Annotated in this window: 24 protein-coding genes and 1 other RNA gene; 4 read left to right on the forward strand and 21 right to left on the reverse strand. The window is 27.0% G+C overall.

Annotation, left to right across the window (positions count from 1 at the left end; translation table 11 throughout):
- Window positions 1-129 precede the first annotated feature (129 nt).
- On the forward strand, window positions 130-318 hold the full coding sequence (locus tag AC4FRL_RS04190) for a hypothetical protein (RefSeq protein ID WP_491138962.1): 189 nt from the start codon (window positions 130-132) through the stop codon (window positions 316-318).
- A gap of 46 nt (window positions 319-364) precedes the next feature.
- On the opposite strand, the gene ssrS is transcribed toward AC4FRL_RS04190, so the two are convergent.
- The 4 genes from ssrS to helD all read right to left on the reverse strand — a co-directional run bounded on the left by ssrS (window position 365) and on the right by helD (window position 3,636).
- Window positions 365-560, reverse strand: a non-coding RNA gene (gene ssrS, locus AC4FRL_RS04195) — 6S RNA.
- 97 nt (window positions 561-657) lie between these two features.
- A complete protein-coding gene (locus AC4FRL_RS04200) occupies window positions 658-1,053 on the reverse strand; it encodes a hypothetical protein (RefSeq protein WP_491138963.1) in 396 nt (131 codons plus the stop codon).
- Between the two features lie 15 nt (window positions 1,054-1,068).
- A complete protein-coding gene (locus AC4FRL_RS04205; RefSeq protein WP_491138964.1) occupies window positions 1,069-1,326 on the reverse strand; it encodes a DUF1292 domain-containing protein in 258 nt (85 codons plus the stop codon).
- 18 nt (window positions 1,327-1,344) lie between these two features.
- On the reverse strand, window positions 1,345-3,636 hold the full coding sequence (helD, locus tag AC4FRL_RS04210) for an RNA polymerase recycling motor HelD (protein WP_491138965.1): 2,292 nt from the start codon (window positions 3,634-3,636) through the stop codon (window positions 1,345-1,347).
- 317 nt (window positions 3,637-3,953) lie between these two features.
- On the opposite strand from helD, the gene AC4FRL_RS04215 reads away from it, so the two are divergent.
- Window positions 3,954-4,424 (forward strand): DUF2383 domain-containing protein, encoded by a 471-nt coding sequence (locus AC4FRL_RS04215; protein WP_491138966.1) that lies wholly within the window; start codon window positions 3,954-3,956, stop codon window positions 4,422-4,424.
- Window positions 4,425-4,473: 49 nt separating this feature from the next.
- Here the strand turns inward: AC4FRL_RS04215 and AC4FRL_RS04220 are convergent, their stop codons facing one another.
- Window positions 4,474-5,160, reverse strand: coding sequence for a cation efflux transmembrane domain-containing protein (locus AC4FRL_RS04220; RefSeq protein ID WP_491138967.1), 687 nt, complete (start codon window positions 5,158-5,160; stop codon window positions 4,474-4,476).
- 159 nt (window positions 5,161-5,319) lie between these two features.
- Window positions 5,320-6,282 carry a YybI family spore inner coat protein gene (locus AC4FRL_RS04225; RefSeq protein ID WP_491138968.1) on the reverse strand — a complete coding sequence of 321 codons (963 nt, stop codon included), beginning with the start codon at window positions 6,280-6,282 and terminating at the stop codon, window positions 5,320-5,322.
- 144 nt (window positions 6,283-6,426) lie between these two features.
- Here AC4FRL_RS04225 and AC4FRL_RS04230 point away from each other — a divergent pair, with 144 nt between their 5' ends.
- Together AC4FRL_RS04230 and AC4FRL_RS04235 are read left to right on the forward strand one after the other, a co-directional pair.
- The gene (locus AC4FRL_RS04230; RefSeq protein ID WP_491138969.1) at window positions 6,427-7,092 is read left to right on the forward strand and encodes a hypothetical protein; all 666 of its coding nucleotides are present in this window, start codon (window positions 6,427-6,429) and stop codon (window positions 7,090-7,092) included.
- 92 nt (window positions 7,093-7,184) lie between these two features.
- Window positions 7,185-9,116 (forward strand): FUSC family protein, encoded by a 1,932-nt coding sequence (locus AC4FRL_RS04235; protein ID WP_491138970.1) that lies wholly within the window; start codon window positions 7,185-7,187, stop codon window positions 9,114-9,116.
- Between the two features lie 53 nt (window positions 9,117-9,169).
- Here AC4FRL_RS04235 and AC4FRL_RS04240 read toward each other — a convergent pair whose 3' ends face one another.
- The 15 genes from AC4FRL_RS04240 to AC4FRL_RS04310 form a co-directional block, all read right to left on the reverse strand.
- Entirely contained in the window at window positions 9,170-12,424 is a 3,255-nt protein-coding gene (locus AC4FRL_RS04240) for a DEAD/DEAH box helicase (RefSeq protein ID WP_491138971.1), read from the reverse strand.
- Between the two features lie 147 nt (window positions 12,425-12,571).
- On the reverse strand, window positions 12,572-13,573 hold the full coding sequence (locus AC4FRL_RS04245; protein WP_491138972.1) for a LacI family DNA-binding transcriptional regulator: 1,002 nt from the start codon (window positions 13,571-13,573) through the stop codon (window positions 12,572-12,574).
- 76 nt (window positions 13,574-13,649) lie between these two features.
- On the reverse strand, window positions 13,650-14,555 hold the full coding sequence (gene rbsB / locus AC4FRL_RS04250) for a ribose ABC transporter substrate-binding protein RbsB (protein ID WP_491138973.1): 906 nt from the start codon (window positions 14,553-14,555) through the stop codon (window positions 13,650-13,652).
- A 21-nt stretch (window positions 14,556-14,576) separates the two neighbouring features.
- A complete protein-coding gene (locus AC4FRL_RS04255) occupies window positions 14,577-15,512 on the reverse strand; it encodes an ABC transporter permease (RefSeq protein WP_491138974.1) in 936 nt (311 codons plus the stop codon).
- 13 nt (window positions 15,513-15,525) lie between these two features.
- Entirely contained in the window at window positions 15,526-17,031 is a 1,506-nt protein-coding gene (locus AC4FRL_RS04260; protein WP_491138975.1) for a sugar ABC transporter ATP-binding protein, read from the reverse strand.
- An 82-nt stretch (window positions 17,032-17,113) separates the two neighbouring features.
- On the reverse strand, window positions 17,114-17,509 hold the full coding sequence (gene rbsD, locus AC4FRL_RS04265) for a D-ribose pyranase (protein WP_491138976.1): 396 nt from the start codon (window positions 17,507-17,509) through the stop codon (window positions 17,114-17,116).
- A gap of 3 nt (window positions 17,510-17,512) precedes the next feature.
- On the reverse strand, window positions 17,513-18,442 hold the full coding sequence (rbsK, locus tag AC4FRL_RS04270; RefSeq protein ID WP_491138977.1) for a ribokinase: 930 nt from the start codon (window positions 18,440-18,442) through the stop codon (window positions 17,513-17,515).
- A gap of 127 nt (window positions 18,443-18,569) precedes the next feature.
- Window positions 18,570-19,037, reverse strand: coding sequence for a peptide deformylase (gene def, locus AC4FRL_RS04275; RefSeq protein ID WP_491138978.1), 468 nt, complete (start codon window positions 19,035-19,037; stop codon window positions 18,570-18,572).
- Between the two features lie 154 nt (window positions 19,038-19,191).
- Entirely contained in the window at window positions 19,192-20,151 is a 960-nt protein-coding gene (locus tag AC4FRL_RS04280; protein ID WP_491138979.1) for an MraY family glycosyltransferase, read from the reverse strand.
- Window positions 20,152-20,274: 123 nt separating this feature from the next.
- The gene (locus tag AC4FRL_RS04285; RefSeq protein ID WP_491138980.1) at window positions 20,275-20,841 is read right to left on the reverse strand and encodes a helix-turn-helix domain-containing protein; all 567 of its coding nucleotides are present in this window, start codon (window positions 20,839-20,841) and stop codon (window positions 20,275-20,277) included.
- A gap of 214 nt (window positions 20,842-21,055) precedes the next feature.
- Window positions 21,056-21,700 (reverse strand): V-type ATP synthase subunit D, encoded by a 645-nt coding sequence (locus AC4FRL_RS04290; protein WP_003449608.1) that lies wholly within the window; start codon window positions 21,698-21,700, stop codon window positions 21,056-21,058.
- A gap of 2 nt (window positions 21,701-21,702) precedes the next feature.
- Window positions 21,703-23,085 (reverse strand): V-type ATP synthase subunit B, encoded by a 1,383-nt coding sequence (locus tag AC4FRL_RS04295; protein WP_491138981.1) that lies wholly within the window; start codon window positions 23,083-23,085, stop codon window positions 21,703-21,705.
- Window positions 23,078-24,853 carry a V-type ATP synthase subunit A gene (locus tag AC4FRL_RS04300; protein ID WP_491138982.1) on the reverse strand — a complete coding sequence of 592 codons (1,776 nt, stop codon included), beginning with the start codon at window positions 24,851-24,853 and terminating at the stop codon, window positions 23,078-23,080. The genes AC4FRL_RS04295 and AC4FRL_RS04300 overlap by 8 nt, the downstream gene beginning before the upstream one ends.
- Before the next feature lie 16 nt (window positions 24,854-24,869).
- Window positions 24,870-25,187, reverse strand: coding sequence for a V-type ATP synthase subunit F (locus tag AC4FRL_RS04305; RefSeq protein WP_491139521.1), 318 nt, complete (start codon window positions 25,185-25,187; stop codon window positions 24,870-24,872).
- Window positions 25,174-26,181: a V-type ATP synthase subunit C gene (locus AC4FRL_RS04310; RefSeq protein ID WP_491138983.1), complete on the reverse strand. Its 1,008-nt coding sequence runs from the start codon at window positions 26,179-26,181 to the stop codon at window positions 25,174-25,176. The genes AC4FRL_RS04305 and AC4FRL_RS04310 overlap by 14 nt, the downstream gene beginning before the upstream one ends.
- Window position 26,182 lies beyond the last annotated feature (1 nt).

A 26,182-nucleotide genomic window follows, 5' to 3' on the forward strand; every position in this document is an offset into this window, starting at 1 on the left:
ATATTTTAGCTTTAATAATCTTATTTTAAATTTTATTTATAAATTTTACATAGATTTTATAATAAATAACTCACCAAAACTTATAAAATTTCTATAATGTTATTGTATAAATATTTTGGAGGTTCTTATATGAAGAAAAATGCTTGGGAATACACCTTAGAAATTATATCTTTAATGGGAGATATAGACTATTATAACGATATGTTAAATAAGAGTATTAATAAAAAAGAAAGAGAGATATTTTCTAAAAAGATAGATTCCTTAGAATATGAATTATTCTCTTTAAAATCTAAACTAAAGAATACTTATATTCTTTAAATGAAAAAAAGGTTCAAACTAAGTTGAACCTTTAAATAAACCAATTTATATTCCCAAATATGCCGTCACACTTACAATTTTATACCTGCCTCTCGCAGGTGGGTTCTACTCAAATTAATTCGATCTTCTTCTGTCACAAATGTGAAGTAAAACTTGAAGCCCGATTTCCTTAATTGTTTTGTAAATCCCGTATTTCAAATGTAGGTTAAAATTAATAAGCTTCGCGTACATCTCAGGATTAATTATGCTTTTATTATAACATAAGAAATAAAAAAAGCAACCTTAAATTTTTAGAATATTTTTACTATTTATTTATATATATTTAAAATAAAATACATTTTATTTTAATTCATCTAATATATCATCTACTTCTAATTCGCAATCCTCTGGTAAAAATACTGCTAAGAATTGTTTTCCTGAATAATTGCTAGGCTCTATTTCGTATCCATAAGCCTTTGCTATTATTTCAAAGTCCTCCATAACTTCCTCTAATATTTCTTCTACATTATCTACAGCAATATCATCTAAATAAGGAATAACTCCCTCTAAAATCCATGGATGACTATCCTCTTCATAATCAGTTTCATCCTTTGCACAAGCTTTAGCACCTTGTATTTCAACATCTTCAAAATCATAATAAAACTTAAGTGCAAGTTTATTATCTTCTGAAAACACTTCTTCTATTTCTGTTAAGCCATTATTTGATAAAAAATTTATTATTCTATACTTTTCCATGCTATTTACCTCAAATTAGTATAATAATTTTTTATATTCTTTCTTTACTAATCTAAACTCTTCATCATCTTCAACTAAGTTGTATTCTACAGATTCTCCTACTTTGTCTACTCTAAAAACAAAATCCTCAGCTTCATCTCCCTCTCCTTCTAAAGGTGATAAAACTATGTATTCTTTTTTATTTTTCTCTCCTAAATATATTTTAGCTACAACTTCAAATTCTACCTTATTTCCTTCTTCATCTCTAAAGGCCATTATTTGCTTTTCTTCCATTTTTGTATCCTCCTAAAATTAATCTATTAAAGATGATTTCTCACCCTTATAAAATATATATTCATAATGTAATGCTCTAGTTAAAACTACATAAAGAAGTTTTTTATCTATTTCATTTTCATTATAATTTTTTTCATCTAAATTATAAACTATAGTACAATCAAATTCTAATCCTTTTGTAAGGTAAGATGGTATTATTACTAAATTTAATTCAAATTCTTTATTTTCTTCTTTAATCAAGTCAAAATCAAACTTTGAGTATTTTTTAATAAAAGTTTTTACTTTTTTACATTCTTCAAGAGTTTTACAAACTATTGCTATTGATGTTTTTCCTCTTTCTCTTACCTTATTAACTATTTCATCTAACTTTTCACAGAAATCCTTTGAATTTTTAAAGTTAATCTCCTCTGGCATCATACCATGCCTTAAAACTGGCTTAGCTGGTTTTTCATAAGATTCCTGCTTAAGTAAAACCTTATTTGCATAATTTATTATTTCTACTGTACTTCTATAACTTTGACTTAAATGTTTATACTGTGCTTTACCATTATATATTGATTTAATAAGTTCTTTCCACTCTTTAATTCCTTTAAAAGAATATATTCCTTGTCCTATATCTCCAACTATTGTTAAAGAATTTCCTAAAACCATCATAGATATTACACATAATTGTAAAATTGAATAATCCTGTGCCTCATCAACAACTATATGTTTTAATAAAGTGCTTTCTTCTAAGCCTTCTATTTTGAATTTTAAATAAAGCATAGCAGCTAAATCATCTGAATCTATTATTTTATTATCTATATTATTTGACAAGTTTTCTCTCATATATTCAATTAAATCTTCTTGTATTTTCCCATGGCTTATTTTCTTAAGAAGATTTTCATCTTGGAAAAGATTTTTATAAAGATTAGTCGTATCTATTCCCTTCCATTTGCTAAAATATTCATTAAACTCTTTTCTAGCAGATTTCTTTATTTCTTTTTTATGATTATCTCTCTCATCATAAAGTTCTATTAGCTTCTCTCTTCTTTCTTTACAATCTTCCATGCTTTTTTTTAGTCTAGCTATTTTATATTCAAATTGAAAATCAACTTTATCTAATACCTTTGAAACCTTTTCTCCTAATTTTTTAGAAAAGTAATTTTTTATTTCATCTTTTCTTTTATTTACAGGATACTTTTTTAAATCCTCTAAAAATAATCTTTTTATTTCCTTTGAGTCAAAAACTGAATATCCACAAATTCTTATATTATCTATATTACTATCCTCTTCTTCAAGAATTTTTATATATTTATCTAATATTTCCTTAAATAATATAGAGCCTCTTATATAACTACTTTTTTTCATATATTCAGTTTCTTCTTCATTATTTTCTAAAATCTCTACTAACTTTTTATCCTTACTTATTAGTTTTCCCTTTATACCTAACTTTTTTAAAGCTACCTCTTCAAAAGTTTTTTGATTAATAGAATCAACCCCTAAATTAGGCAATACTTCAGAGATATAATCTAAAAATATTTTATTTGGTGCTATAATTAAAATATCTTCTCCCTTTAAGGTTTCTTTATATCTATATAATAAATAAGCTAATCTATGAAGTGCTACAGTTGTTTTTCCCGAACCTGCTGACCCTTGTATTATTATCGGAGAATTTTTTGGTGCTCTTATTATTTCATTTTGTTCTTTTTGTATTGTAGAAACTACATCTTTTAGTTTAGTTCCTGTACTATTTTCTAAATTTATTCTAAGGAATTCATCTATTAATCCTTCCCCTTCTTCATTAATACCAGATTTTAAAATAATTTCATTTAATCCTTCATCAAAGTATTCTTTTAAATTATAATCTTCATCAAAAAGAAACTTTCTCTTTAAACTAAGCTCCCCTTCAACAATTCCAATTGGTGCTTTATAATAAGCTTCTCCCTGAGTTCCACTATAGTATAAATCTGAAATTGGTGCTCTCCAATCTATTACCTTTTCCTCTCCTTCTAAGATATCTCCAAGGCCACATTTTCCTATATAAAAACTTTCAAAATCTTTTCTATATTCCCTGAAATCTATTCTTGCAAAATAAGGTTTATTATAAGATTCATTAAATTTCTCTTTTTCCTTTGATAAAAAGTTTAAGGATTTTTTAACTATTTCAGCCTCTTGATTATAAGAACCCTTAGATTTTTTATTTAATGCTTCTAACTTTGTACTAGCTTTTATTTTTTCTTCTTCTAATCTTTTTTCTTCTTTTTCAATCCATTTTCTAGTCTCTAGAAGAACTTCTTTTTCATAAGCTAAAGTAGAATTGTAATCCATAAAAAAATCCCTCCCTTACTATGTAGATATTATCTTATTAATCTAAAGAATTAAAGGTGCAAAAGACCTTTTATTTATTAAATGCAAGTTCTTTTACACCTCCTTTTAATGAAATATAATAAATTTTATAAATTAATTCTATTATACAATTTGTAATTACCCCTAAAGTTACTAAAGATAACTTGACTACATTATATTGTTATATTATAGTAGATTTTTTTATTAAGTTCAAATATATTTTACTCTAAGGACTTTATAAAAGTTTATAAAAATATTTTTTAATGAAATGGATAAAATATCTTTGAGGTGATATTTATATGAAAAAAATAACAGATAGAACTCCTTATGAAGCTTTAAATGATAATCTAAAGGGAATTTATATGGGAATAGATATCTTTAAAAAATACGAAAATAAATGTAAATCTCCTGAACTAAAAAAATTATTAAAGGAAGTTATAAATTTATATACTAAAGAAGCTACTACAGTTTCTAATAAAATATCTTCCCTTGGACATTCACCAGCTAAGGATGTTGGAATTTTAGGAAAAGCTTCTGAAATAATTTATAACATAAAAACAATTACAGCAGATACTGATAGTGAAATTTTAGAAGAAGGCATTAAAGCCTTTAAAACAGGTATAATAATGTTTCAAAAATTTATTGATGAAAAAGGACATGAGCTAGATAAGGAATCTATAAACTTAGTTAAGGATATAATAAAAGAAAATGAAGAATTAAATAAAAAATTAAATACTTACTCAAGTCCTCATCAAGCTGATTTCTTTTAAAAAATAAAAAGGCTATAAATTTATAGCCTTTTTTAATTATATTTTTATCTTATAATAAAGCATGTTTTTTTAAAACTATATTCTTCTTTAAAAACTTTTCTTTTTTATAGCTTATTATATTTTTTATAGAATCCTTTAAAAATTTTAAGGGCATTTTTAAAAAGGCTATAGAACATATAATAACCATTAATTGATCTAAATATTTATTTATCCAAAAAAACTCTGTGTTTTTAAGTAATTCTCCTATTAAAAAACCTATTAATATTCCTAAGCTTAAAAAAGAATCCATTAACCATTGACTACTTTCTATATTTACAAAAGAAGAATTTATTTTTTTACCCTTAATATTTAAAAATATATAAGTCATTAAAGAACCTATAATAGATAAAATTATATAAATTAATATATAATCATAAGAAACTATTTTTCCTCCATTAAATATTTCTATAACTGCACTTACTATAGAATAAATGCACATTACAAAAATTACTAAGGATTTAAAAATTACAATTAATTCTTTTAAAAGTTTTTTATCTAAAAATTTATTTTCTTTATCTTTATTTATATAAATACTTCCAACTAAAGATACTAAGGATAAAAATATTCCTCCTAGTGAATAAATACCATCAAATATTATAATTTCTGAGTTTAAAATAAACCCAAATACTATACCTAAAATAGCAAAAACTGCCGTCATTAAAATTGATACTTTAAGCAAATTACTTTCCGTCTCCATAAATTACACCTCTAAATAAGTCATATATTAATATTTTATGACTTTTATAGATATAATTCATTGACTAATATCCCCTTCTTTAGTTATAATCATGCTTTCTTTTAACTTTTAAAATTTTTAAAAAAGCCCTTTAGTAGCTAATTTAATTAAGAATAGTACTTAAAGTCTCTTTATTTTTATATGCTCCTTTATACATTCTCTAAAAATTAAAGCTTTTTCCTTAGAAGGATAAGGATTATTAAAAATCAAATTCATATTTATATTTTTTAAAGCTTCAGTAAAATCTCCCTTTAAAAAATTTTCATAGGCTAAAAGATAAAAACAAACTGAAGTTTCTTTTAAATCTTCTAAACTTTTATTATAAATATTTATATTTTTATTTTCCTTTAATCTATATTTTAAAATTTTATTTCTATTATTTTCATTTATAAAATTTCCTTTTAAATTAATCATTTGATCACTTATAATAAATCCCTTATCAGTTAAAGTTACTATGCTTTCAATTATACATATTTTATCAGTAGTTGCTTGTCCTAAAATCTGTTGTATTATGCTTAAGTTAGCAATTTTACTTCCCATAGGATAATAAGAATTACATCCCCATACACCACTTATATTTGCTTCTTCTTTTCCTTTCTTAAGCTTACCTTCCTCTGTATAAACAAAATCTAAATAATATTTAAAATTATCCTTTATATCTACAACATATTTTTTATTTCTTTCCTTATTTAAAATCTCAACCTCATAATTTTCTCTATAAAAAGCTTCCATTTTATTTCTTTCATAAAAACTCTCTGTATTAAAAACTTCAACTAATTCTCCCTCTTTATAAGTAAAAATTTTTCCACTTACACAACCACCAAAACAATCACCTATAGACCTAACTAAAACATCTAACTTTTTATTATCCTTAAAATATTCTAAATTAACTTGAAAATTATAATTATTATCCTCTAAAGCATATTTTAAAAGTTTTTCACTTTTTCCCTCCTTAAGTATTAAAAAATGTTTCTTTAATCCCTTATCATAGGATGATATTATATAAACCTCATCTTTAAAACCATTTCCTGTTACATCTCCAACCTTATAATCTATTACTTTTTCATCATAATTTTCACTCATATTTAACCCTCTATAAATTTAGATTATAATATTATTTTATATTCTATTTTTTTCATCTGTTACTTATATTTAAAAAGAAGTGAATTTTAAATTTATTTAGTTTATAATTTACTTATGAAAATTTCATGGAATGGAGATAGACATATGACCAAAAGAAAAAATAAATTTTTATTGATTATTTTAATAATAATCATTTTATTATTAGGTGGTTTTTTTGGTATAAAAGCTTTATATAAATCTTATTTTGCACCTAAAGTTCAAGTAACACCTATTAATTCTAATATAGAACTTAATGACTTAACTTTACTTAAAAAGTTTTTACCAAATAATATTAATCTTTCTTTAAAAGAAATAAAGGTTAGCTCTTCAACAGAATTTTCAGATGATGAACTAACAGACCTTTTTATATTAGCTCTTAGAGAAAGTCCAAATGCTATAAAAGACCTTACAGGACTACAAGTTGATATAGAAAATGGGGCTATAAATGTTTATGCTGATGTAGATTTTAAGGGCGTTCCTTTTCAAGGAAAACTTACCTTTACAGCTTATAGTGAAAATGGAAAAGGAATTTTTCACTTTGAAGAAGGAAAACTTGGATTTTTAGATATTTCAAAAGATACCATATTTAAAAACTTAGAAAACAACTCTATATTATCTTTTGACAAAGAAAAGGGAGATATTATACTTTCTTTTAAAGATATTATAAAATATCTTGAGATAAGTTCTATAAAGGTAGAGGGTGATAATTTAAATATAGTATTTAGTGGTACTATTCCTTTACTTAGTGCTCTTTTCCCTAATATAGAATAAAAAATTATGCCATAGAAATCAAAAAATTTCTATGGCATAATTTTAAAATTCAAATGGAATAATAAAAGTATTATATCTATTAAGGTGATTTTATGTTTTATAATGCTTTTAAAAACTTAAATCTAGACTTAGATTCTATGAAAAGAGAAGGTACAATTGCTACTTTAATATTTTTACTATCTTTTTCACTTTTAGGCATAAATAATGCCCTCTTAGCTTATCCTATAGCTCTAAGTTCTTCAATTTTATTAAAAGAAAATTTTAAAATCAATCCTTTAGAAAAATTTATAAAAACAATAAGTCTTTATATTCTTATAATATTTCTATCCTTTTTAGCTTCTAGAAATATATTCTTCGGAATTTTTATAAACTTTCTAAGTTTATTTTTTATAGTCTACAATTTTTCTATGCATTATACTCCTTTATTATACAAACCTCTTTTAATGCTATATGTATTTACTTACTTTTATAAAGTAAACTTTTTAGAGCTTAAAGGAAGAATACTTACAGTATTTCTAGGTTTTTCTTTAATACTAATTTTTCATCTTTTCTTTAATAATTTAACCTATAACTCTCTTATTAGAGAAAAGATAAATAAAATTCTTTCACTTTTAGAAATGCAAGTTTCAAATATTTTAAAGAAAGAATATAATTCTAGTATTAAAGAAGATATTAATAAAGAACTTTCAATACTTTGCTATAACCTTTATACAACTAGAAAAAGAAAGTCCTTAACTAATAATTTAGGAAGTATTCAATTTAAAATATATCTTTTATTAGAAAACTTAAATGTTCAACTTTATAATTTAAATAATTTATACCAAAACTTAAATTATAAAAGCCCTTTAATAAACTTATTTTTAAAGGATTTAAAAAAAACCTTAAAAAACTTAAAAATATTCTTAAATAAAGAAGATAGCTTTTATAATATAGAAAAATATCTTTCTATATTAAATAAGTATAATAAAAATATACCTTATCAAATTCCCTTAATTCATGATTTATGTGTATCGTTAAAAAGTCTTTATATAAATTTTTCTAATATATCAACCTTAGAAGAAAGTGAATTTTACAAAGCCTATAACCCTTGGAAAAACAAGAATAAAAAACAATTTAAATTTAAAGATTCTCTTAAGTTTGGAACTATAAAATTTAATTTTGCTTTAAGAATCTCTTTAACCTTAAGCCTTATTTTTTTTATAAGCTCATTTTTTAATCTTCCAAAGATAAGTTGGGTTTCAATAACTGTAATGTCTATAATGCAACCTTATTATGAAGATACCTTAAAAAAAGGAAAAGATAGAATAAAAGGAAATATACTTTCAATTATTTTCTTAATTATATTTTTAAACATATTTCCTTATAGATTTATTAAGATTTTAATTTTAATTCTAACTTTATATTTAACTTATGCCTTTAAAGATTACTATAGTCTTTCATTTTTTACGGCACTTTCTTCTATTACTTTAGCTTCCTTAAACTATAATATTAATACTCTATCTAGCTTTAGAATATTTTATTTACTTTTAGGTATAATAATTACTTTTTTAACTAACAAGTTTTTATTTCCCTATAATTTAAATAAGGGTTTAGAGGAATTAAGCTTTAAAATAATAAGATATTTAAGCGTATTAGTTTCAATTTTAACGAAATCCCCTTTAAAAAATCAAGATGAAATTATAAATTTAATAATTCATATAAAGTTAATGTGTAATAAACTTAAAATTAGAAATATTGAAAGGAAAGATGAAAATATAATAAAGTTTATAGACCTAGTTGAAAATCTTCTTGCTTCTTTAAGTTATTATATCTTATTAAAAAAAGATTTAGGTTTAATTTGTAGCATAAATAAAAATACATTAATACAGTTTGAAAACGCTCTTAATCTTTTAATTAAAGAAAAATCCTCCTTAAAAGATATAATAAGCTTATTAAAGGATACAGTTGACTATATTATTAATTGTGAATACCTTAGTAACCCTCCCTTAAACTCCTATTTTAATGGTTATCTATACTATAAATAATATAAAAAAATACAAGAGGTAAATATTAATCCTCTTGTATTTTTATTTATAAATTAAACTAAATAATCAACTTTAAATAAATCCATTAATTCCTCTTCACTTAAATTATTAAAAGTGTTTCCTAAACCTAATTCTTCTTCCTCAATTATCTTATATATTAAATCCTTTTTTTCTTCTTGAAGGGCTATAACCTTTTCCTCAATAGTCCCTTTTGCTATTAACTTTATAACTTCTACTGCCTTTTTTTGCCCCATTCTATGTGCTCTATCTGTTGCTTGGTCTTCAACAGCTGGATTCCACCAAGGGTCAAAGTGAATTACAATATCTGCTGAAGTTAAATTAAGTCCTGTACCTCCAGCTTTTAAGCTTATTAAAAATACTGAATTTTCTCCTTCATTAAATTCATTAACCATGTTAATTCTTTTTTTAGATGATATACCTCCATCTAAATAACTAAAGGAAATCCCCTCATTTTCAAGCCTATCACTTATATTCTTTAATACTGAAGTAAACTGAGAAAAAACAAGAATTTTATGTCCGCCTTCTATGCTATTATTTAAAATTTCAATTAATGCTTCTATTTTTGCACTTTCTCCTTCATAATCTTTTAAAGCTATTTTAGGGTCTAATGCTAACTGTCTAAGCTTTGTTATATAAGATAATATCTCAATTTTCCTTCTATTAAAATCATCTAACTCCTTTTTTTTCTCAATAATTGATAAAGCATTATTAGCATATACTGAGTAAGCTTTTTTTTGCTTTTCTTCTAAATCAACTAAATAAAGCTTTTCAATTTTATCAGGCAATTCCTTTATAACATCCTTTTTCTTTCTTCTTAATATAAAAGGTTTTATAAGAGAGTGTATTTCTTCTAAAACCTCTTTACTCTCATTTAACCTTTTATAATATCTAAGAGTAAACCTCTGTCTATCATAAAGATATCCTGGCATTACAAAATCAAAAATTGACCAAAGTTCAATAAGTGAATTTTCCATAGGGGTACCTGTTAAAGCAAATTTATAAGTTGAATTTATCTCCTTAACAGCCTCAGAATTTTGAGAGTCTGGATTTTTAATTGCCTGTGCTTCATCAATAAAACAGTATTCAAAGTTTATTTTTTTATATTCTTCTAAATCTCTTTTTAATAAATTATAAGTAGTTATAATTACATCCTTATTTTCTATATTTTTTAAAGCCTCTTCTCTTTTTTCTTTACCTTCATTTAAAACCTCTACAGATAAAGTAGGAGCAAACTTAGTAAATTCCTCTTTCCAATTATATATTAAAGAAGTTGGGGCAACTATTAAAGTCTTTTCCCCCTTGTTAGAAAGAATAAAAGTAATTGCTTGAAGAGTTTTTCCAAGACCCATTTCATCCCCAAGAATTCCTCCAAGGCCTAAGTGCTCTAAGGTTTTTAGCCAATTATAACCAATCTTTTGATACTCTCTAAGATTTGCTTTAAGTTCCTTTGGAACATCAAAGGATAATTTTTTTATATTCTTAAATTTATTTTTTAATTCATTTAACTTCTTTTTTCCTTTAATATATCTAATACCTTGACTTTCTATATAATTAGCTATATATAAGGCTCTGCTATTATTTATTTCTAAAATATTATTCTCTAAATTTTCATTTTCTAATGAATCTAATAAATTTAAAAATTTCCTTAATTCTAATTCTTCTAAATCAAGAAACTCTCCACTTTTCAATTTAAAAAATTTTAAATTTTCCCTAAAGGCTTTAAGTATTTCTTTTGTTTCTTCCATAGGTATATCTCCAATTTTAAAATCAAACTCAAAATAATTATACCTTCCTGGTTTAATATCTCCTTTTATTCCCTTACTTCCTAAAGTTTTTATTCCTTTAAAATTTTCTGAATAATAAACCTCTCCATATTCTTGTAATTTATATAAATCATATTTGAAAAAACTAAATATATATTCATCTCCTAAATAAAAATAAAACTTTTTATTTATTTCCTTAAGATTAAACCTTTCAACTAAAGAAATAACCTCTTTTTCCTTTTTAACATCTCTATATATTATTTTTTCTGTACAGTCATCAAATATGTTAAATTCATATTTACCATACTTCACCTTTAAAGTTAAACTTACTTCTTTTCCTTCCTTATCAAAATAAAACTTAAAATTCACCTTATCTAAAACTATTTTATCAATTATATTTTTAGATAAAGTTACATTTTCTGTTAACTCTCTTAAGGAGGGAATTAACTTTCTAAGAACTCTATCTTCCTCCTCTTTATCAAATTTTATAACCTTTCCTTCTAAGAATATATCTAAATAATCTTTTATTTTATAACAAAAATCTTTTTTAGGTATATATATGCTAGTTCCATACAAAAATACATCAAATCTATCTCCTAAAATCTTTGGCATTCCATTTAAAGAGGTAAGTTCAAAACTATTTTTTAAATCTCTTAAAGAAAAGTCTATTGGCACATCCTCAAAAAGAACCTCTCCCTCTACAGCTCTATAAAAAAATCCTTCATTTAGGTAAATCCTATGATTTTTTATAACACGGAAAAATTCCCTTACTAAATAATTTGGTATCTTTATACTTTTTCCCTCTATAAAAGCATCTCTATTTCTTAAAAAACTTTTTATTGGCTTTTCTATTTCCTTTAAAGCCTCTATAAATTCTATAAGTTCTTTATCTTTAGTACTTAACCTTTGTTCTCTTATATCAAAGGTAAAGGCTTTACTATACTTTATAGGTATTTTATTATAGTAAGCTACTAAAAATTGCTCAATATCTTTTAATATATAAAGCTTATTAGAACTCATGGATTTAGTTCCTATTTTAAACTCTGCAATTATGCTATTACTCCATTCATTTTTATTTATATAAACTTCTATTTTTAATTCTTCTTTTTTATCTTCTTCTTTAAGAATCAAATCTAAAATTTTACTTTCCTTTTTCTTAGAAAATAATTTTTTATTTTCTTCAAATTCCTTTTTTTTAGCTAATTCTCCTAAAGCTTTATAAAAAGTTGCTACTAAATGTTTACAACAATAATTTTCTTTACTAAATTCATGCTTTTCATAATCTTCACAAGTACAGTATGTAGATAAAACATCCTTAGTCCTAATATCTATTTCTAATTTTGTAATATACTCATTAAATAATCCTTCTGAAATTACTCTTCCCTTAACAGATACTAAATCCTCTTCATCTTCTATGTCTACGGACTTAACAAGGTCATTATTTATTATTCTTTCACCCTTTACGTAATTTCTTCCTGTAGTTTCTTCTTTAAATCTTTGTAACAATAAATCTTCAACTAACATATTTACTCCTCTATTTAAGTGCTTCATATCCTATAATTATAACATAAATTTATTTCCTCTTAAAAACTAGCTTAACTTTATTTAATAGCTCTAAAAATAAAAAAAGGTTTTATCAAAAACAATTAATTTTTGATAAAACCCCAATTATTATTTTACTGTTCCTCTCTCAACTAAGGAAGGTTCTAAATTTATTATTTTATTTTTTATAGAATTATTATTTATTAATTCTATAAGTAATTTACAAGAAGATTCTCCAATTTTATATATAGGCTGTGCTATTGTTGTAAGCTCTGGCTCCATATAAGAACAAATATTTATATTATCATATCCTAATATGCTTATATCCTTAGGTATTTCATATCCATTTCTTATTAAATATTTCATACCTCCAATTGCCATAACATCACTACTATAAAATATTGCATCTACCTTTTTATTATTCTTAACTATACTCTCTGTAGCTCTTATTCCACCTTCCATAGAAAAGTCTGCCTCTTCTATTATGCTTTTATTAAATATTCCTAATTTATTTGTAATATTTTTAAAAGCTTCAAGTCTTAAGTTTGCTATTTCTAAATTTGATTTACCTGTAACAAAGGCAATGTTTTCTTTTCCCTTATTAACTAAATAGTTTACACCTAATTCAATACCTTTTTTGTTATCACAAAATACACCATTAGTATTTTTTTCCTCTGAAACTATTCTATCTATCATAACAAAGGGAATTTTATTGTTTCTTAAAATTTTAATCCATTCCTTGCCTTCTCCACAAGCTGCTATTATAACACCATCTACTAACTTACTAATTAATAATTTTAAATATTCTTCCTCTTTCTTTTTTTCATTGAGAGTGTTACATAGAATAATACTATAACCATGCTTTTCACTTTCAATTTCTATTGCCTTTGCCATTTCTGAAAAAAAAGGGTTTTGAATATCTGGTATTATCATTCCTAAGGTATAGCTCTTTTTAGTACTTAAACTTCTAGCTAGAGTATTTGGTATATAATTTAATTCCTTTGCAGTTTTTAAAATTCTTTCTCTAGTTTCCTTTGAAACATTTATTTCCTTTTTATTTAACACCATAGATACAGTTGTTTTTGATACATTTACTGCTTTAGCTATATCTAGTAATGTAGTTTTTCCCATTTAACGCAACACCTCTTGTCCACTTACTTTTATAACAACAGTAATTATACCATAATATATCTTTGTATCTATACTATTATTTACTATACACCTTTAAGTCTGCTGCTATTTTATCATCAACTTTTTCACCTTTGTAAATTTTATTTGCTAATTCTACACCTAAAGCACCAATTAAGTCTGGTTGTTGTGCTATTGTTGCTGTCATTTCGTCAGCATCTATAGAATCTTTAGCATCTTCATTTCCGTCAAAGCCTACAACTATTGCATCTATCCCACTAGCTTTAATTGCTTTAACTGCTCCTAAAGCCATTTCATCATTATGAGCAAATACAACTTGAATATTTGGATTAGCTTGAATTATATTTTCCATAACTTGAAGTCCTTTTTGTCTATCAAAGTCAGCAGCTTGTATTGAAACAAAATTAAATTTATCATCTTTATCCATTATATTGTGAAATCCTTCTCCTCTATCTCTAGTTGCAGAAGCTCCTGGAATACCTTGTATTTCTACTATATTAATTGGACCCTTCTCATCTTTAAACTTATCTAACACATATTGTGCAGCCATTTCTCCACCTTTTACGTTATCTGAAGCTATATGACTTGTTATTTCTCCTCCATTAGCTTGTCTATCTAATGTTATAACTGGAATATTACTTTTATTAGCAACTTCAACAGTTTTAACAACTGCATCACTATCTGTTGGATTTATAAGTAAGGCTACAACTCCTAATTGTATTAAATCCTCTACATTTGCTCTTTCCTTTGCAGGATCATTTTGAGAATCTAATACTACTAAATCATAGCCTAGCTTTTCAGCTTCCTTCTCAGCTCCATCTTTCATATTTACAAAGAATGGATTGTTAAGAGTTGATAATACCATTCCTATTTTAGGCTTATTATTTCTTACACAACCCATAAATGAAGTCATAAGCACCATGAGTATTAATCCAACTGAAAATATCTTTTTATTTATATGCATAAAACTCACCTCTTAAGCTTCTTAATTTTTTCTGCTCTTTTTATCTAAAAGTACTGCTATTAATATTACTAAACCTTTTACTATTGATTGATAAAAAGGTGATACATTCATAAGGTTTAATCCATTATTAAGAACACCTATTATAAGAGCACCAATTAAAGTACCTGCTATTGTTCCTTCTCCACCTGCTAAAGAAGTTCCTCCAATTACTACCGCTGCGATTGCATCTAATTCAAAACCAGTACCTGCATTTGGTGAAGCTGAACCTATTCTACTTGTTATTATTACCCCTGCTATAGCTGAAGCAAAACCTGATACTACATATACTAAAGTTTTTATTTTATCTGTATTTATTCCTGATAATCTTGAAGCATCTTCATTTCCTCCTAAGGCATATAAATATCTTCCAAATCTTGTTTTTGATAATGCATAAATTGCTATGATTGCTATGATTATTGTTATTATAACTGGTATTGGTATAAATCCAATTTTTCCATTCCCTATTTTTACAAAGGCTTCAGGTAATTTTGATATTGGAGTACCATCTGTAAATACTAAAGTAGCCCCTCTAAAAATTGTCATTGTAGCTAAAGTAACTATAAAAGCTTGTAATTTTCCCTTTGACACTAATAATCCGTTTATTAATCCAACTCCTATACCTATACATGCAGCTACTATAATAGCTAAGAATACGTTTCCAGTAGACTTAACAATAGATGCACCTATAGCTCCACTAATAGCTAAAGTTGATCCAACTGATAAATCTATTCCACCAGTTAATATTACAAAAGTCATTCCTATTGCTATAATTGCATTAACAGAAACCTGTGTAAATACATTAGTTATATTTGCTACAGTTAAAAAGTTTGGAGTAACTATAGTTATAACTATACATAAAAGTACTAAACCTATAAGAGATTTATATTTAGATATATTTGCCTTAACATTTGCTTTCATTATGTAATCCTCCTTAATTATTTATTCCAACAGCTAATTTCATTATGCTTTCTTGATTTGCATCATTTCTATTTAGCTCTCCTGAAATTTTACCCTCACTCATAACCATAATTCTATCGCTAATACCTAAAACCTCTGGTAAATCTGAGGAAATCATTATTATAGCTTTTCCACTAGCCTTAAGTTCATTTAAAAGTTCATAAATTTCCTTCTTAGCTCCTACGTCTATTCCTCTAGTTGGCTCATCAATTATTAACACCTCTGGAGAAAGCATAAGCCATTTAGCTAGTATAACCTTTTGTTGATTACCTCCACTTAAATTTTTTATAAGTTGTTCTTTGTTTGGTGTTTTTATTTTTATCTTCTTTATATAATAATCTATATCCTTTGCCTCTTCTTTTTTGTTAAGAGCCTTAAATTTATTTTCATACTTTTTCAAATTACAAAGTGTCATGTTTTCTCCAACAGACATCCCTAAAATACATCCTTCTTTTTTTCTATCTTCAGAAAGATAACATATTCCATATTTTATAGCATCATTTATGGAATTTATTTTTATAGGACTTCCATTTAAAGAAATTTCTCCACTTGTTTTTTTATATTCACCAAATATAGTTTTAGCAAGTTCTGTTCTTCCAGAACCCATAAGTCCTGCAACCCCTAGAATTTCTCCTTGTCTAAGAGTAAAGGAAGCTCCACTTACCCCTTCTTTACAACTAAGATTTTTAACCTCTAGAGCTAAATCTCCTTTTTTAACTTCTCTATATGGAAATTGGTCTTCAATAGTTCTTCCTACCATCATAGCTATAAGTTTATCATTATCTATATCCTTTATTTGTGCACTTCCTGCATATTTACCATCTCTTAAAACTTCTACTCTATGACATATTTTAAATATTTCTTCCATTCTATGAGATATATATATTATTGCTATACCTTTTTTTCTTAAGTTTTCTATAACTTTAAAAAGGTTTTCAGTTTCAACATCAGTTAATGCAGTAGTAGGCTCATCCATAATAATTATTCTAGCATTTTTTGTAAGAGCCTTTGCAATTTCTATCATTTGCTTTTCTCCAACATTTAATGTGCTAACTAATCTATCTGGGTCTATATTACATCCTATCTGTTCTAAAAACATTTTACTTCTTTCATCTAATAATTTTTTATTTATTTTTCTTGTATATTTACTATACTTTTCATTTCCTAAAAATATATTTTCTGAAACTGTTAAGTTATTTAAAACACTAAGTTCTTGGTGAATTATTGTTATTCCAGCTTCTTCTGCTGATTTAATTCCCTTAACCTCAACTTCTCTTCCTTCTATGAAAATTTTACCTTCATCCTTTTTATAAACTCCACTTAATATTTTCATTAAAGTTGATTTTCCAGCTCCATTTTCACCCATTAAAGCAGTAACTTCTCCACCATAAGCACTTAAACTTACCTTGTCTAAAGCCTTAACGCCAGGAAAAGATTTAGATACATCTACCATCTTTAACATTGGTGTTCTCTCACCCATTTAATACACCTCCTAAAATACTTAGCTACTTCAAAATGAATATTCCACCTAATTAGTTAAGTAGAATATTCAATTTTAAAATTTAAAACACAACCCCAGATTTTAAAATTATATTTGCATAAGGAGTTTGCTCTCCTGTTCTAATTACAGCCTTGCACTCTTTTAAATCATTTTTTAACTCTTCATGAGATATAAAAGTTATTTTTGTATCTTTTATAACACTTTTTATTTCATGAAATAATTTAGGACTTATCTCTTCTGTTTCTTTTGCAATTAAAACTTCCTCAATTTGAAGTTCCTCTAAAACAGCTTTTAAAGTTTCCATAAAACTTGGAATTCCTTTTACTAGAGCTAAATCTATTCTTTCAGTTTCCTTTGGAATTGGTAAGCCACAATCTCCTATAGCTAACATATCAGTATGTCCCATTTTTGATATTACTAAATTTATATCACTATTTAATAAAGATGTTTTTCTCATAAATTAATCCTCCTTATAAATTTCTAAAATTTCTTCTAAATAAGGTATTGAGGGTTGAGCTCCTTTTCTTTGAACAGCTATTGAAGAAACCTTATTTCCAAAATTTATAGCTTTAATTAAATTTTCTTTATTTAAATTTTTTACATCTAGCTTTGAACTTAATCCTCCAATAAAGCTATCTCCAGCTGCTGTAGTATCTACTGCCTCTACTTTATAGGCCTTAACTATTTCACAAAAATCTTTTCCTATAAGAGAAGCTCCCTTTTCTCCAAGAGTAATAATAACAAATTTAACTCCCTTATCTAAAAATACCTTTCCAGCTATTTTTGCATCATTAATATTTTTTACTTCAATTCCTGTTAAAAGCTCTGCTTCTGTTTCATTTGGAACTATTATATCTGTATAATTTAATAATTCTTCATTTATTTTTTTAGCTGGTGCTGGATTTAAAATAGTAATCTTATTATTACTTTTAGCTATTTTAAAAGCTTCTAAAGTTATTTCTTCTGGTGTTTCAAACTGTGAAATTATAATATCTGATTTTTTTATTAAATCCTTAGCACTCTGTATTTCATCCTTTGTTAATGTCATATTTGAACCTGCATTAACAATTATTGAATTATTACCTTCCTCATTTACCATTATTAAAGCCATTCCTGTAGGATGTTTTTCATCCTCAAAAACATAAGTTACATCTATATTATCTTCTATTAATTTATCTTTAAGTTCTTTTCCATTTTCATCTTTTCCTATTTTAGAAATCATAAAAACTTCAGAACCACATCTTTTTGCAGCTACTGCTTGATTAGCACCCTTACCTCCTGGTATCTTTTGAATTGATTTTGAAAGTATAGTTTCTCCAACCTTTGGCATATCTTTAATCTTCAAAACTAAATCCATATTCATACTTCCAAGAACACAAACTTTATTCATTTAACATCCCTCCATAGTTAACCGTTTAACTGAACCGTTTAACTATATAATAATACTTTTGTAAACGATAATCAAGTCTTTTAATAAAAAAAGATAGCATTAAAAATGCTATCTTTTAAAATTAAATTTATTCTTCTACTAATTCATACATTTCTTTAGCTCTATCTACATACATAATACCTTCTAAATGGTCAATTTCATGTAGAAAACATCTAGCTAAAAGGTCTTGAGCTTCATAAACCTTTAATTCTCCCTTTTCATTTAAAGCTTGTATTCTAACTGCTCTTGGTCTTTCTACTAAACCTTCATGCATAACATAACTTAAACATCCTTCATAATCTTCATAAGTTTCCTTTGAAATTCCTATTATCTCTGGATTTATAAGTACATATTCATTTTCCCCATCTCCAAAATCTATATAAACAACTCTCTTGTTAACTGCTATTTGAGGAGCAGCTAAACCTATTCCTTCTACAGTTGATAATGTATCCTTTAAATCTTTTATTAAATCTTTAACTTCATTTACATCCTTAACAGGCTCTGAAACTTTTTTTAAAGCTTCATGTCCTATTTGAACTATTTTCTTTACAGCCATTTAATTTCTCCTTTCAAAATTCCTATAACTATATTAAATCATAAAACAATTATTTTTTCACTAAGAAATTATAGTTAATATTCCTATAAAAATTATTGACTGCCTTTTAAAAACTTTAAGTAAACTTAAAATATTTTAAAAAGACAGTCAAAATTTATAATATTATCATAATTATAAGTAATGATACTAAGCTTAAACATCCGCTTAATATACATATATACGAAACTATTTGCTTTACAGTCATTCCTCTTTCTTGTAATCTATAATGAATTTGACTTCTATCTGCTTCATATACAGGTTTTCCTGAATGAAATCTTCTTAATATTACAAATATATTATCAAAAATAGGAACACCTAAAGCTAATACAGGCACTAATATTGATAGTGCTGTTGCTTGTTTAAAAGCTCCTTCTAAAGCTATAATAGCTAAGATAAAGCCTAGGAAGTTAGCCCCCGAGTCTCCCATAAACACCCGTGCAGGATGCCTATTATATCTTAAAAATGCTAATATTGATCCTACTAGAGTTATTGACATATATGCAGAATTAAATTGCCCCTTTGCAAGAGCAACAACAAACATAGTCATAGCAGATATTATGGAAATACTTCCTGCTAATCCATCCATTCCATCAGACCAGTTTATTACAGTAGTAACTCCAAAAATCCATGTTATGGTAAGTATGTACTGAAACCATCCTGAAAACTGAATAAAATCTCCAGTAAAAGGATTATTTATACCCTTAAAAACAATTCCAGCCTTAAAAACCATAGTAGCTGCTAAAATTTGAATTATAACTCTTGGATAAATTGGAAACTCCTTACCTTTCCCTTTGTAATAGTCATCAATTACACCTATTATTATTACCAAAGTAGCTGCTATAAATATAGTAAAGGTCTGTGTTAATTGTCTTTTTGAATCTATTCCAAAAAGATATGTTGCAAAAAAACCTATATACATAACAACTCCTCCTATTAAAGGAGTTGATTTATCATGTTTCTTTCTTTTCGTAGGCTTATCCACAAAGCCCTTTTCATTAGCAAATTTAATAAATTTTGGCATTAATAAATATACTATCACAAAAGGAATAAGCATTACAATTAAATACTTAATCATTTTTTCTCCCTCTGTTTAAAACATTTTAACATATATTATTCTAGTAGATTAACAGATAATATTAATTACATTTTAATTAAATTTCTCTTAGTTCTATTATAACACAACTTAATTAAATTAATACTATTCTGCCTCATGTTTTAAACAAACTGAAAAGACATGACAAGGAATTTTTCCTTCAGCTTTTCTTTCATATTTTTTTACTAATTCTCTAATTTGTCTATTTACTTCTTTAAATTCTTCTTCATTTAAGTAAATATTTTTATAATTAAAGCCAATAGAATCCTCTGCATTTCCACTATCTACTTTCTCTGAAATTCTCTTCATTGTCTGTTCCTTTGAATTATCATAATACTCACTTAAAATATTTAGTATTTGAGATTTATAAACTTTCTTAGCTTCTTTTTTTATATTGTTTCCTTCTATATTGAAGGTTTCAGCAGTTAAGTAATAGTACTTTGCTATAATTCCCTTTATTTCTTTAGTCTTAACAAGTTCTAAAATACCTGCTTTTTCCAATTTTTTAATATGGTAATGAACTTTTGCTGGTACTTCCCCAAAAAAATCAGCAATTTCCTTTACCGTAGCAGACTCTTGATTATTTCTAAGATAAGTAATTATCTTTAATCTATAAGGATCTGAATATGCTTTAATTTGTTCTAAAGTTGTTAAATTCATAACATCGTTCATTGTAAGCCCCCCTAATATTTCAGTATAATATTTACTTATTATACCATATTTTTAGATATTTTACACTTTATCTATTCATTAAAATTTTTATTATATTAAAATATCTATTTTGCTTAATAAAATTATACATTTTATTTCTAAAATAGTAAAGAAAAAAGGCAAATCTTGAATTTTTATTAACACAAGATTGCCTTTTTTGTTAAATTATATAAATTTATCCTCTTTGTTCTATCATTGACTTAACTTTCATAAGTCTTGTAAGAGCACTTCTTTCATTTTCATCAAGTTTCATTCTGATGTATCTTATAGTCTCTTTTAATTGAGGAATTGTCATATATTCAAGAGCATTAACTCTTCTTCTTGTCTTTTCTATCTCGTCTGCCATAAGCTGACCAGATTTTTCAACTTCAGCAAGTTCTAATAATTTTGGTAATATACCATATAATTTAGAAATTGCATCATCAAGTTCAGCTGAAGTATTCATAAAACCATAAGGATAAATACTACCTTCATCACCTTCTAATTTTCTTTTGAAGTTCATTATAGGCACATTTACACTCATTATGTTTTTATTTCCCACTTCAACCTCAATTTCTTCTTTAGGGTATGCTATAGCTTCCTCTAGGAACTCTGAACTCATAACAGCTCTAGCCATAACGAAGTCTTTTAAGGAACTTCCTAGTTCCTTTTCAACTTCATCTCTTAATTGATTATTATATTTGATAAGATTTATGAATTGTCTCATTAACTCATCTTGCTTATCTTTTAATAATTTATGTCCTCTTGTTGCTGTTGCTAATCTTTTCTTTAGCTTTGAGAGTTCCATTCTAGTAGGATTGACATTTAATCTTTGTGCCATTCTTACTCATCCTCTCCAACAGGCATATACTTTTCAAGATATTCATCTCTAATTCTCTTAAGCTCTGTTCTAGGTAAGATCTTAAGTAATTTCCATCCAAGATTTAGAGTTTCCTCTATTGTTCTGTTAGTTGTAAAGCCTTGTGAAACATACTCATCTTCAAAAGCTTCTGCAAATTTAGCGTATGCTTTATCTACATCTGATAATGCTGATTCTCCTAAGATAGCAGCAAGTTCTTTAGCTTGCTTACCTTGAGCATATGCTGAGAATAATTGGTTCATTGTATCAGCATGGTCTTCTCTAGTTTTTCCTTTACCAATCCCCTTATCTTTAAGTCTTGATAATGATGGTAAAACATCTATTGGAGGCATTATTCCTTTTTTATAAAGCTCTCTTGATAATATTATCTGTCCCTCTGTTATATATCCAGTTAAGTCTGGAATTGGGTGAGTTTTATCATCTTCAGGCATTGTTAATATTGGAATCTGAGTTATTGAACCTTCTTTTCCAACTAATCTTCCTGCTCTTTCATATAATGTTGAAAGGTCAGTATATAAGTATCCTGGATATCCTCTTCTTCCTGGAACTTCTTTTCTAGCTGCAGAAACTTCTCTTAAAGCTTCACAGTAGTTTGTTATATCTGTCATTATAACAAGAACATGCATTCCTTTTTCATATGCTAAATATTCAGCAGTAGTTAATGCCATTCTTGGAGTAGCTATTCTCTCGATAGCTGGGTCTGATGCTAAGTTCATAAATAGAACCGATCTATCTATAGCACCAGTTTTTGTAAACTCATCAACAAAGAATTCTGCTTCTTCGAAAGTGATACCTATAGCAGCAAATACAACTGCGAACTTAGAATCTGAGTTTAAAACTTTTGCTTGTCTTGCAATTTGAGCAGCTAACTCTTTGTGTGGAAGACCTGAACCTGAGAAAACAGGAAGTTTTTGTCCTCTAACTAGAGTATTAAGTCCATCTATTGCAGAAATACCAGTTTGAATAAATTCTGATGGATAGTTTCTAGCAACTGGGTTTATAGCTTCTCCATTTATATCTAATCTCTTCTCTGGTATTATATTTGGACCATTATCCTTTGGTCTTCCCATACCATCAAAGACTCTTCCTAACATATCTTCTGAAACACCAATTTCAAGTGGTCTTCCTAAGAATCTTACCTTTGTATTTTTAAGGTTTATTCCTGCTGATCCTTCGAAAAGCTGAACCATAGCTTTATCTCCGTTAACCTCAAGAACTTTACCTCTTCTTAATTCGCCAGTTTGCATCTCTATTTCAACTAGCTCATCATATTTAACACCTTCTACGCCTTCAACAGCCATTAAGGGTCCTACAACTTCTGTAACTGTTCTGTACTCTTTAAGCATTTAGAACACCTCCTTCGCTGATTAACTTGTTCATTTCTGACTTTAATTCAACTAAGATATCATCCATCTTACTTATGTCTTCTTCTGCTATATATTTACTTCTTGCTATTTTATCTCTTACAGGAAGTTTTAATATTTTATCTAAATAAACACCAGCTTTTAAAGCTTTTTCTGCTTCATGTCTAAAACTTAAAATTAAGTTTAACATTTTATATTGTTTATTTAATGAAGTATAAGTATCAATTTCATGGAATGCGTTTTGTTGTAGATAGTCTTCTCTTATAGATTTTGCAACCTCAAGTTTTAATCTATCCCCTTCTGAAAGTGCATCCATACCAACAAGTCTTACTATTTCTTCTAAGTTTGCTTCTTCTTGAAGAAGTGCCATAGCTTCTGTTCTTAAATCTGACCAGTCTTTTTCTACATGTTCATCCATCCATTCACCCATTTTTTCTAGGTATAATGAATATGATGTTAACCAGTTAATTGATGGGAAGTGTCTCTTATAAGCTAATTGAGCATCTAGTCCCCAGAAAACTTTAACTATTCTTAAAGTTGATTGAGTAACTGGCTCTGATATATCTCCTCCTGGAGGTGATACGGCACCTATAGCTGTAACTGCTCCTTCTCTTCCATCTTTGCCTAAAGCTACAACTTTACCAGCTCTTTCATAATAATCAGCAAGTCTTGAACCTAAGTAAGCTGGGTAACCTTCATCCCCTGGCATCTCTTCAAGTCTTCCTGACATTTCTCTTAAAGCCTCAGCCCAACGTGATGTTGAGTCAGCCATTATTGATACTGAGTATCCCATATCTCTAAAGTACTCTGCAATTGTTATACCTGTATATATTGAAGCTTCTCTAGCTGCAACGGGCATGTTAGATGTGTTAGCTATAAGAACTGTTCTCTTCATTAAGCTCTCACCAGTTTTTGGGTCTTTAAGTTCTGGGAATTCGTTAAGAACGTCTGTCATCTCGTTACCACGCTCTCCACATCCAACATAAACAACTATTTCAGTATCTCCCCACTTAGCTATTTGGTGTTGAACTACTGTTTTACCAGCTCCGAAAGGTCCTGGAACTGCTGCTGCACCACCCTTAGCTACTGGGAAGAAAGTATCTATAACTCTTTGTCCTGTAGTCATAGGCTCTACTGGATTTAATTTTCTTGCATATGGTCTACCTTTTCTTACAGGCCATTTTTGCATTAATGTTAAGTTTTTATCGCCTTTTTCAGTTTCTACTACAGCAACAACTTCTTCAACATTAAAATCTCCAGCTTTTATTTCTTTTATTTTTCCTTCAACTCCATAAGGAACCATTATTCTGTGAAGAACAACAGGAGTTTCTTGAACTGTTCCTATTACATCTCCTGCTGAAACCTTATCTCCAACTTTAGCAGTTGGTACAAAAGGCCATCTCTTTTCTCTATTTAAAGATTTAACTTCTACCCCTTTACTTAAGAAAGCAGAGTTAGCTGCTTTCATGAAAGCGTCTAGAGGTCTTTGTATTCCATCGAACATTGACTCTATAAGTCCTGGTCCTAATTCTACTGAAAGTGGTTCACCAGTAGTTATAACTGGGTCCCCAGGTCCAATACCTGATGTTTCTTCATATACCTGGATTGAAGCCTTATCTCCTCTCATTTCAATGATTTCTCCGATAAGACCTTTTTCTCCAACTTTTACAACGTCATATACATTAGCTTCATCCATACCTTCAGCAACTACTAAAGGACCTGAAACTTTGATAATTTTCCCCGTTTTCAAGTTATCTACCTACTTTCTATAAAATGTTAACGCCAACTGCTTTTTCAACGTTATCTGATATTCTTTGTTTTCCTATATTTAGAGTTCCTTGATTGCTTGGAATTAATATTACAGCAGGAAGTACTTGTCTTGTATATCTCTCGATAGTTTCTTCTATATTCTTAGCTACGTGCTCTGTAACAAAGATTACTGCATAACCTGTCATTGCAAGCTTATCAACGGTTTTTCTAGCTTCTTCATCTTCAACTACAGGAAAAACATCTATTCCTAAAGCTTTAAATGCTAAAACTGAGTCCTTATCACCTACAACTCCTATTTTCTTATACATATCCATCACGCAGCCTTTCTCTTATTACTTCCTTAGTAATATTGTTTAATTTACCAACCATGATAGTTCTTATTTGCTTTATTTCATTTTCTTTAACATACATATATGTTAAAACTGGCTCTAAACCTTTAGTTACTATTTTAGCTTCCTTCATTATTCCCATTATGTGATTATCAATAAGCTTTTCAAATTCACTAACAGATGAAGTTTCTATGTAACTAGCTATACCTTCTCTTAGTACTTGTGAATATTCTTTACTACTTAAGTTGTTAGGAATATTTTCAATAGTATCTAAGTATAAACTTCTAAACTTACTTGTATCTATACTACCACCTGGCACTATAGCATCTAAAAAGAAGTTAACATTTTTATCTTGCTTTTTAGCTCTTAATAATGTCTTTACATTATTTAAATCTATAAGATTAGTAAGATATCTATCTAAAGCCTTATCTTTTATATTCTTTTTATTTGCAATTTCATGAATATGAGCATATAAATATTGATCTGCAATTAAATCTATATATTGAGGATCTTTATTATCTTCAAACTTTTCAAATATTTTTCTTAAGCACTCTTCCATCTTTTTAGGAAGTCTACCAAAATCATCTCCATTTATTGCAGTTTTTAAATCAGTTACTCCAATCATACCAACTGGTATTAACATTTGGGAAAAATCTTTATCTAAGATTTTCCCCTTAACTAATACCTTAATGTTATGATAGTCATATTTTAAAGCCATAACATCTATGATTTCTTTTAGAGGACTAGCTTCATACATAGTTTTATATAATCTAACTAGCTCATTTGATAAAAGAATTTCATAATCATCTGGTCTTCTTACATCATTCATAAATGCTGCATACTCTGTTTCTTGCAGAACTTTTAATGCACTTTCTGAAGTGTTTGCATCTATCATTCTTTCTATTTGAGCTTTATCAAGGAGTTTCTTTTCGTATACTCTGATTCTAGGAATTAATTGCAAAAATTGCATTGAATCCATT

Source organism: Clostridium sp. TJA032 (assembly GCF_058310275.1).